The organism is Syntrophomonas sp. UBA1041 (genome assembly GCF_002316705.1).
Lineage (GTDB): Bacteria > Bacillota > Syntrophomonadia > Syntrophomonadales > Syntrophomonadaceae > DTU019.
Genome location: NZ_DCEA01000003.1, coordinates 22367 through 31377, shown reverse-complemented (window position 1 = coordinate 31377; position 9011 = coordinate 22367). Strand labels below are relative to the sequence as shown.

Here is a 9011-nt window from a genome sequence, read left to right as displayed (position 1 = left end):
CTTATCGGACCCGACAAGATTCTGGGGGTATCGGCGCAAAATGCTGCCCAGGCTGTGGCTGCCCAGAATGACGGCGCTGATTATATTGGGGTCGGAGCTGTTTTCGCCAGTCCGGTCAAGCCGGATGCCGGTATAGTTGCACGGGAGGAACTCACCAGAATCTGTCAGGCGGTATCTATACCGGTGGTGGCTATCGGCGGCATCACAGCGCAAAACATTCTGGAATTGAAGGGCGCCGGCATAGACGGCGTGGCGGTGGTTTCCGCCATATTTGCCCGGCCTGATATCGGAGAAGCAACAGCTCAGTTGTTAACCCTGGCCCGTGAAATGGTGGGTAATTAATGAGATACGCCATCTTTGATCTTGACGGAACCCTGCTGGATTCCATGGGCATTTGGGAAAGCCTGGATGCCAAATTTCTCAAACGTTATGGGCAGACTCCCACCCCGGAGATGCACCGGCGCATAAAAACCCTGACTGTCAGAGAAGCCGCACAACTGTTCAAAATGAAATATGATCTTCTGCCGACGGTTGACGAGATAAGCTCTGAAATCAATCAGTTATGCACAGAAGAATACCTTAATCATGTGCAATTAAAACCCCGAGCCCGCGAGTTTCTGGAATATTTGCATAACAAGGCGGTCAAAATGTGCATCGCCACCGCCGGTCCGCGAACCAACACCGAGCAGGTTCTGCTTAGAATGGGAATAATCGAATATTTTGATTTTATTTTAACCGGAGATGATATGAAGACCGGCAAGGACGATCCCGAAATCTTCCTGCGCTGTGCAGCAGGTTTCGGGGCGCCGCCCGGTGAGATCACGGTATTCGAGGACGCGCTTCACGCCGTTAAGAGCGCCAAAAAAGCAGGTTTCAGGGTGATAGGGGTATTTGATCCCTCAGCAGACCAAGAATGGGTCGAAATAGTTGAAACCTGTGATGATTACATCAAGGATTTCCGGGAAGCCATAGTGATATTAAACATTTAGGGGCGGGGCCAAGTCATTTTGCCCGGCGAATCGCATTGAACAAGAAAAAGACAGCCATGCCCAGGAAAGCAGACAGGATGGATCCAATGATTATCGCCAGTTTGGCCTGATGTATCAACAGCGGATCAGAAAAAGCGAGATTAGTAATAAACAAGGACATAGTAAACCCTATACCAGCCAGACATGACATGGCCCATATCTGCATCCACATAATCCCGGAAGGCAGTTGAGCTATACCGAACCTGACGGATAACCAGGACAAGAGAGTAATTCCTATCGGCTTTCCAATAACCAGACCCGCGGCAATTCCCCAGAACACCGGACTCATCGAACTGATAGTGCCATTTCCTTGACCCAGGTTCACCCCTGCATTGGCCAGGGCAAAGACTGGCAGCACAAGATAATTCACGAATGGATAAAGTTTATCCTCAAGTTTTTGCAAGGGGGAATCCAGATTGTCAACCGATACCTTTAGTTTTTTCATCATTTTCCGTTGAGTTTCATCTGTACACATGAGATGGAAATCTCCATTAGGAAAGCTATTTATGATACCTTCCGCCTCTGATATAAACTGTGTTTGATTATGGCGAGCCCGTGCCGGAATAGTAAATGCCAGCAATACACCGGCTATAGTAGCGTGAATGCCGGAAAGAAAGAAAGTCACCCATAGTGCGATACCCAGAAGAGCGTAAGGATACGTTTTCCTTACGCCTTTAAAATTTAAGAAAGCCGATACTGACAGAATAATAAAGCCAAAACCCAGATTTACCAGACTTATCTGCTCAGTGTAAAACAACGCAATTACCAGGATGGCCCCCATATCATCAAAGATCGCCAGAGCCATCAGGAATACTTTTAAAGCCAGGGGGATTGATGAACCCAGAGCTGTTAAACAAGCCAGTGAGAAGGCAATATCAGTTGCCATGGGAATACCCCAGCCCGCGTGACCAGGGCCTCCCTGGGTCAAGAGCAGGTAGATCAAGGCTGGAAATACCATGCCTCCCACAGCAGCGATGGCCGGCAAAATAGCATTTTCAATGCTCGATAATTCTCCCACCAAAAGCTCTCGCTTGATTTCCAGCCCAATAACAAAAAAGAAATAGGCCATTAGCGCATCATTGATCCAATGGCCTAAACTATTGCTAATTCCATATCTCCCAATGCTGACGGTGATGAGAGTATCCCATAGGGCATAGTAGCTGTCGGAATAACTGGAGTTAGCCCAGATAAAGGCAATGATAGTCGCTGAAAACAGCAGTAAAATGCTTCTCATCCTATCGTCAAGAAATTTGGATAATGGCCGCATCATTTGCGTTAGGAACAGACCGTTATTGTCCCTCATAATCTCTCCTTCGTTAAGATAATCTTGGGTATATAATTCCCGGATAATGCGGTAATTCGCTGCTGAGTTCTGAGCTGGCAACCTTTGACCTTATTCATATACTCAGTAAATCCTTTCAACGTGGATTCACAGTTCCCCTATTATTCCTAACCTCTGTATATAACACCAATGAGGTTGATAAATCTACAATAAAAAAAGCGGCCAGCCCTGTTACAGGCTACCCACCCCAGTAACCGTTTCTCATAGAAAAACACCCTATCTTGCGGTTGCAAAACTTAGGTATTTTATCCCCGCACTCCAAGTTTTCACCAGAAGCACTTTGACCGTCATTAATATTATTGCTTTTGATTTATAGTAGCAAAAAAATGAGTCTGATGGAACATTATAGGCCAAAAATTTGATCCCCGTGCCTGCCCGCTAAAAACAATATCCCCTATTGCCAAAATACCTTGGGATAAATAAAATATATATATACTATACCCTGTATGGGTACATAAAACGGAGGAAGGTTATGACTATGACTCGCAGATCATTTTTAAAAAGGGCCACAATATCCGGGATTGCGGCGGCCAGCATCATGACCGGTGCAGGCAAAGTTCTGGCCGGGACCAGATCAACTGGGAACTACGCTATTCTGCATGATTTGAATAAATGTGATGGTTGTGTGCATCAGGATACCCCCAAGTGTGTTCTGGCATGCCGGGTTAAAAATGAACTCAATTTTCCTCAGCCACAGCAGCCTATTAAAAATTATTGGCCACAGCCCAAACATGAGGACTGGTCTGGAAAAAGGCATGTCACCGACCGCCTCACCCCCTACAACTGGACCTATGTCCAGCATCTGGAGGTGGAACACCAGGGGAAAAAGATCGAGGTTCATGTTCCCCGCAAGTGTATGCATTGTGACAATCCGCCCTGTTCAACTTTATGTCCTTTTGGTGTTAATGATAAGACCGCCGAAGGTCCAGTGGTGATCAACCCCAAGGGGTGTTTTGGAGGGGCTAAATGCAGGGACGTTTGCCCCTGGCATATCCCTCAGCGCCAGGGCGGGGTAGGGCTGTATTTGGAAGTAGTCCCGGATTTGGCTGGAGGAGGAGTTATGTATAAATGTGACATGTGCCATGATCTGATCAAGCAGGGACAGCAACCGGCCTGCGTAAACGCCTGTCCCAGGAATGCTATTATGTTTGGCCCTCAGTATGAGCTGCATGAGTATGCACAGAACTGGGCCCGCCAGAATCAAGGCTATGTGTACGGAGATGAGGAGAACGGTGGAACAGCTAATTTCTATATTTCCATGATACCTTTTGAAGTTATCAATCTTGCCATTATCGACCAGGATCTGGACGGCACGACTGGCAGAGTCGATATGGCGGTAAATATTGAAAACCCACTTGACGAGCCTGGTAATATCTTGAGCGGTTTATTAATGGCTCCTGTTGCCGGGGTATTGGCAGCAGGAATAAGTACTTACCAGATTATGAAAGGGGGCAATGACGTTGAAGATTAAGCGCCACAATACAGCTATACGCTTTACTCATTGGGTTACCGCGATGTCTATTTTTGTCCTGTTGTTTACCGGCTTTGGACAAATGCCCGTTTACAAAAGATATTATGTGGACCAACTACCGGGGCTGGCCTGGTCGAGCAATTTTCTGGCTACATTGTATCTGCATTATCTGGCAGCTATGGCATTAATATTTATAAGTGCCTATTATGTGACCTATTTAATTGTCAGTAAAAGATGGGACATCATACCCCGCAGGGGTGATTTTAAGGAGTCCATGCAGATATTTGCTTCCATGCTGGGGTTGGCCGAGGAACCGGAAAATGACAAATATCTGGCAGAACAACGCCTGGCCTTCGCGGTGACTGCTTTCTCGGTAATGGCCTTGATTGTAACCGGAATACTGAAGGTATATAAAAACCTGCCCGGGATGGAATTTTCAGTGGGTACGGTATTCTGGCTGGCGCAGATTCATAATCTGTTTACCGTGATATTGCTGCTTTCGGTTATTGTTCACCTGGCAGCGTTTCTCATCAAGGCTAACCGGCCCCTGGTAGCAAGTATGTTCACAGGCTATATCGATAGGGAGTACGTAATACATCGCCATGCTGCGTGGTGGGATAAACTGAATAAAGAGCACCGTGAAGCCGGCCTCACGTCTCCACCCGTACACCCTGAAGCAGTTCTCATAGCGGAGCAGGGAAAATCTTGCCTTGACAAAACCGGGAATTCATCCTAGTATAAACAAAAAAATAGGCCATGAGAGTTGCAGGTGCCCGACAGGGAGAATAGGGAACCGGGTGCAAATCCCGGGCGGGCCCGCCACTGTAATGCTGAGCCGATGCCGCAGCCACTCCGGTAAGGGGGAAGGGGCATGCCGGTGAAGAAGCTGAGTCAGGAGACCTGCCTGTAGCTTAAGGTTGAAGCCGAAAGGCAAAAACCTGGTGCGGAATTGGAGAGTCCATACCTTTTTGAGGTATGGGTTTTTTATTTTTTATGGGGGTGAATGAAATCAAAGCAGCGGTTTTGGAGACCATCGGCAGCATCCGTATTGAAGACCGTCCCGAACCTCAATGCCAGGAGGGGGATGTCATTTTAAAAACCGAGGTGTGCGGCTTGTGCCGTACTGATATGAAAGCCTACACCATCGGACAGCGGGATCTGCGGCTTCCCCGAGTGCTCGGGCACGAGATAACCGCCACCGTGGTTGAGGCCTGCAGTCAGACTGAATTCCGCCCCGGGGACCGGGTGCAGGTTTCACCCGGTGTGCCCTGCGGAAACTGCCATTTTTGCCGGCAAGGTCTGGACCACCTGTGCGACCGGGTGGAAATCATGGGATTCCACCGTGACGGAGGCTTTCAGGAGTATCTGCACATACCTGCTGCGGCGGCCCAGAGGGGCATTCTCAATCACATCCCGGCGGGATTGTCATTTGAAGAAGCCTGTATGTCAGAGCCTCTGGCCTGTGCCATTAATATGCAGGACGCTTTGCATGTCGGTCATGGTGATGCAGTCCTGATTTGGGGGGGCGGTCCCCTGGGAATATTAAACGCCCGGCTGGCCAGGAGCCGGGGGGCTGAAGAGATCTTCATAGTGGAGAGCCATCCTGATAGAATGATGCGTCTGCAGGATTTGGAAAATAGATGCCACTTACTGGCTGATCTTGAAGGGCTCAGAAAGGCGCTCACGGTCATTACAGATCACGGCCAGGCTGATGTCGTCATACCTTGTTGTCCCGATCCCAATGCCTTCAGAAGCTCCCTGCAGGTATGCTCCAAGCGGGGGCGGATTGGATTCTTCAGCGGGATGTCACAGCAGCCGGGCTTCACCAATGATGAATGGAACCTGCTTCACTACCTGGAACTAACCGTTATCGGCGCATATGGATGCTCCATACGTAATAACCGCTCCGCCATGCAGTTGATGGAAAGAGGGGATGTGGTGGTCAAAGACCTGATTTCCAGGCGTATCGGACTGGATGAACTGCAAGAAGGGTTGGATTTGATAGCTGCGGGGAAGGAAATGAAAATAGCGATGGATATGAAAAAAGGGAGGTAATGTGAGATGTCATTATGCGCACAGGAATTTGGCCGGACTATTGCTGATTTGATCAACCAGGTTGATCTGCCGCGGGACCGTTCCAAGACAGTATTCAGTGAAGTTCTGCTGGATCGTCAGTCGGCCATGCATCAGGGCGCATTTTTGAGCGCCCTGGCCGCCAAAGGTGAGACCGCTGAAGAGATTGCCGGGATCTGGGAGGCTATATATGAACATGACACCTGCAAGGTTGCCCTGGATAACCATGCTGATGTGGTGGAAAACTGCGGCACCGGGATGGATAGCCTGAAAACGTTTAACATCAGTACTGCCGCATCTATCATTGCGGCAGCTGCGGGAGTGGTGATGGCCAAGCACGGCAGCCGCGCCATTACCTCCAGCTGCGGAACCATCGACCTTTTAGAAGCATTGGGCGTTGATGTTGAAGGTCCACCGGAACTGGTGAAACACAGCATTGAAACGGCTGGTATCGGTATCTTTAATGGTATGAGCCCGCATATTCATCAAAGCCTGGGCAGAATTTTATCCCAGATTTCGTTCGGAACAGTTCTGAACATTGCGGCCTCCCTGGCCAACCCGGCCCTGCCCCGCTATGCCGTCCGCGGCGTCTACGACCGGGGATTGCTGACCCCGGTAGCCAGGGTGATGAACGAAATAGGATACCGGCGCGCCCTGGTGGTACACGGGCTGGACGCCGGCGGCGAACAGGGCATGGATGAGGCTTCCACCCTGGGAGAGACCCTGGTGGCAGAATTGTATCCCGACGGCTCAATTCGCGAGTTTTCTTTTTACCCGCAGGATTACGGAATTAAACAGGCCAGTCTGGAGGATCTCAGGCCCCATATCGACAGGGAACAGGAGGTCCTGCAATTCCTGCGGGTGATTGCGGGGCTGGAAAACGGCCCCCGCACCGATATTGCCTGCCTGAATGCCGCACTGGTCATCTATGTTACCAGACCGGAGTCATCTCTGGCCGACTGCCTGCAGGCTGCCAGGGAAATGATTAACAAGGGCCTGGCCCTGCAAAAGCTTAGAGCATGGGTGTCAGCACAAAATCAACGCCCGGAACGGGGCATTATCAGGCTTAACCAGCTTTTGGAGAAGATGTAAAAGACATTCCCGACGATTTGTCACCCCGGAGAGGAGGAGCATGGTGATTAAAATGCTGGCGATTAAAACCGAAGCGGGATACTACAAAGAGGGCGATCCGTACATGATGGTGGATTTGCCCCGGGCATCAGTCTACCCGCCGGAAAAGGCGGAATACGTGCAAGGCATTATGACGGGCTTAAAGCAGCAAGGGGTGGCAAGCCGACTGGTCGAGATGCATATAAGCCTTACCGAATGGGAGGACATATCCGCCTGGCGCAGCAGCCAGATTTGAGCTGTCAGGCTCCGGGGTAAAGCAAAGCCGTAACAAATACAGATGCCAATATTACTGAATATTTAAGCACCTGGGCCCGGCAATAGTGTCCCTGGGGACAGAATCAGTCAAAACCGGTTTTGCCGTGATTTTGATTTCTTTCCGATAGTATGCTATCATGGCTGAGTAAGATTGTTTTTTCAACTGCTTATATTAGTATAAGGCAATATGGGCTTACAGAGCGGGAAACTCAATTTATTATGAGTTGTCCGCTCTTTTTACATTAATACGGTGAAACCATATTTACTAGGTTGCATTTGCAGATGAATTAACAAAAGGTTGTGCCGCAGCCAACGGGGTGAGGGCATAGCCTGCATTTAAATAAGTGGCAAGCCCACATGTAAGGAGAAAAAAATTTGAATTTCGAAGAACTAAACCTGATTACGCCAATCCTGAAGGCTTTGAAGCTGACCGGATATGCCATGCCCACTCCGATACAGGAGCAGGCCATACCGGTGGTCCTTGCAGGCCGGGATTTGGTAGGATGCGCCCAGACTGGCACCGGAAAAACCGCGGCCTTCGCGATCCCTTTATTGCAGACCATCTATAAAGGGAAGTCCAACCTGAGAGAACTTCGGGCCATAAAAGCTTTAATCTTAACTCCAACTCGTGAACTGGCGGTGCAGATAGGCGAAAGCCTGGCTGCCTACGGGAGATATACCGGGCTGAAGCACGCGGTTATTTTTGGCGGGGTGTCGCAAGCTCCGCAAACCAATCAGTTGAGGGCGGGTGTGGATATTTTGGTGGCTACTCCCGGCCGGCTGCTGGATCTGATGAACCAGCGGCATATCCGTTTGGACCGGGTCGAGATGTTTGTGCTCGATGAGGCCGACCGCATGCTCGACATGGGGTTTGCTCACGATATGAAAAAGATTATCGCCCGGCTGCCGGTTAAGAGGCAAACTCTATTGTTTTCCGCAACCATGCCCCCGGAAATTGCCAGGCTGGCAGATGATATTTTGAAACAACCGGTCAGGGTTGCAGTGAGCCCGGTTTCATCGACAGTGGACACTATCGAACAAGCTGTCTATTTTGTGGATCAAAAGGATAAGACCTTGGCGCTGATTCAGTTGTTAAATAGCGACTCCATCGATTCTGCCCTGGTGTTTACCCGGACCAAGCATGGAGCTGACAAGGTGGCCAAAGCCCTGGCCAACGCAGGGATTCCTGCCCAGGCCATCCATGGCAACAAATCACAGCAAGCCAGACAGCTGGCCTTGAACAATTTCAAGGTCAAACGCACCAGAGTGCTGATTGCAACCGATATCGCCTCCAGGGGCATCGATGTGCCGGAGCTGTCCCATGTCATAAACTTCGACCTGCCCAATGTGCCTGAAACCTATGTGCACCGGATTGGAAGAACCGGCCGGGCCGGTCTGGGAGGAACGGCGGTATCATTCTGTGACCGCGAGGAAAGGAAATACCTGCGGGATATACAGGCCTTGATATCCCGAAAATTACCTGTCATCCGAGAATTGCCCCGTGCAGTGAGCCTGGCTGCCAGATAATTGTATATTGCCTGGGCTATTCAAGAGCCCGAAATCAGCGGCTGCCCAATGAGAGCCTGAGTCCCGGGAAGATCGGGAAAACAGCCTCCATTGGGGAGCATCTTCATAAGAAAGCCCGGGTCAAGCTATAAAAGCTATAAGAATGGCAACAATATATTGTAATAAATTCAATGGCACAACCTGC

9 protein-coding genes and 1 riboswitch are annotated in these 9011 nt (G+C 49.8%); of the genes, 8 read left to right on the top strand and 1 reads right to left on the bottom strand.

Annotation, left to right across the window (positions count from 1 at the left end):
- Together B2633_RS00660 and B2633_RS00655 are read left to right on the top strand one after the other, a co-directional pair.
- A partial coding sequence (locus B2633_RS00660; RefSeq protein WP_483168610.1) for a thiamine phosphate synthase occupies nucleotides 1–342 on the top strand: 342 nt, incomplete at its 5' end.
- Nucleotides 342–989 carry an HAD family hydrolase gene (locus tag B2633_RS00655; RefSeq protein WP_483168609.1) on the top strand — a complete coding sequence of 216 codons (648 nt, stop codon included), beginning with the start codon at nucleotides 342–344 and terminating at the stop codon, nucleotides 987–989. The genes B2633_RS00660 and B2633_RS00655, both read left to right, overlap by 1 nt.
- Nucleotides 990–1002: 13 nt before the next feature.
- Here the strand turns inward: B2633_RS00655 and nhaA are convergent, their stop codons facing one another.
- Nucleotides 1003–2295: a Na+/H+ antiporter NhaA gene (nhaA, locus tag B2633_RS00650; RefSeq protein WP_483168700.1), complete on the bottom strand. Its 1293-nt coding sequence runs from the start codon at nucleotides 2293–2295 to the stop codon at nucleotides 1003–1005.
- A gap of 547 nt (nucleotides 2296–2842) precedes the next feature.
- On the opposite strand from nhaA, the gene B2633_RS00645 reads away from it, so the two are divergent.
- The 6 genes from B2633_RS00645 to B2633_RS00620 all read left to right on the top strand — a co-directional run bounded on the left by B2633_RS00645 (nucleotide 2843) and on the right by B2633_RS00620 (nucleotide 8827).
- On the top strand, nucleotides 2843–3841 hold the full coding sequence (locus tag B2633_RS00645; RefSeq protein WP_483168607.1) for a 4Fe-4S dicluster domain-containing protein: 999 nt from the start codon (nucleotides 2843–2845) through the stop codon (nucleotides 3839–3841).
- The gene (locus B2633_RS00640; protein WP_483168606.1) at nucleotides 3831–4577 is read left to right on the top strand and encodes a formate dehydrogenase subunit gamma; all 747 of its coding nucleotides are present in this window, start codon (nucleotides 3831–3833) and stop codon (nucleotides 4575–4577) included. The genes B2633_RS00645 and B2633_RS00640 overlap by 11 nt, the downstream gene beginning before the upstream one ends.
- A gap of 14 nt (nucleotides 4578–4591) precedes the next feature.
- A riboswitch (cobalamin riboswitch) is annotated at nucleotides 4592–4763 on the top strand.
- 53 nt (nucleotides 4764–4816) lie between these two features.
- Nucleotides 4817–5896, top strand: a complete 1080-nt coding sequence (locus B2633_RS00635; protein ID WP_483168605.1) for an alcohol dehydrogenase catalytic domain-containing protein — start codon at nucleotides 4817–4819, stop codon at nucleotides 5894–5896.
- Between the two features lie 6 nt (nucleotides 5897–5902).
- Nucleotides 5903–7006, top strand: coding sequence for an anthranilate phosphoribosyltransferase (gene trpD / locus B2633_RS00630; protein WP_483168604.1), 1104 nt, complete (start codon nucleotides 5903–5905; stop codon nucleotides 7004–7006).
- A 43-nt stretch (nucleotides 7007–7049) separates the two neighbouring features.
- A complete protein-coding gene (locus tag B2633_RS00625; RefSeq protein ID WP_483168603.1) occupies nucleotides 7050–7280 on the top strand; it encodes a hypothetical protein in 231 nt (76 codons plus the stop codon).
- Nucleotides 7281–7675: 395 nt separating this feature from the next.
- Nucleotides 7676–8827, top strand: a complete 1152-nt coding sequence (locus B2633_RS00620; RefSeq protein WP_483168602.1) for a DEAD/DEAH box helicase — start codon at nucleotides 7676–7678, stop codon at nucleotides 8825–8827.
- Nucleotides 8828–9011 lie beyond the last annotated feature (184 nt).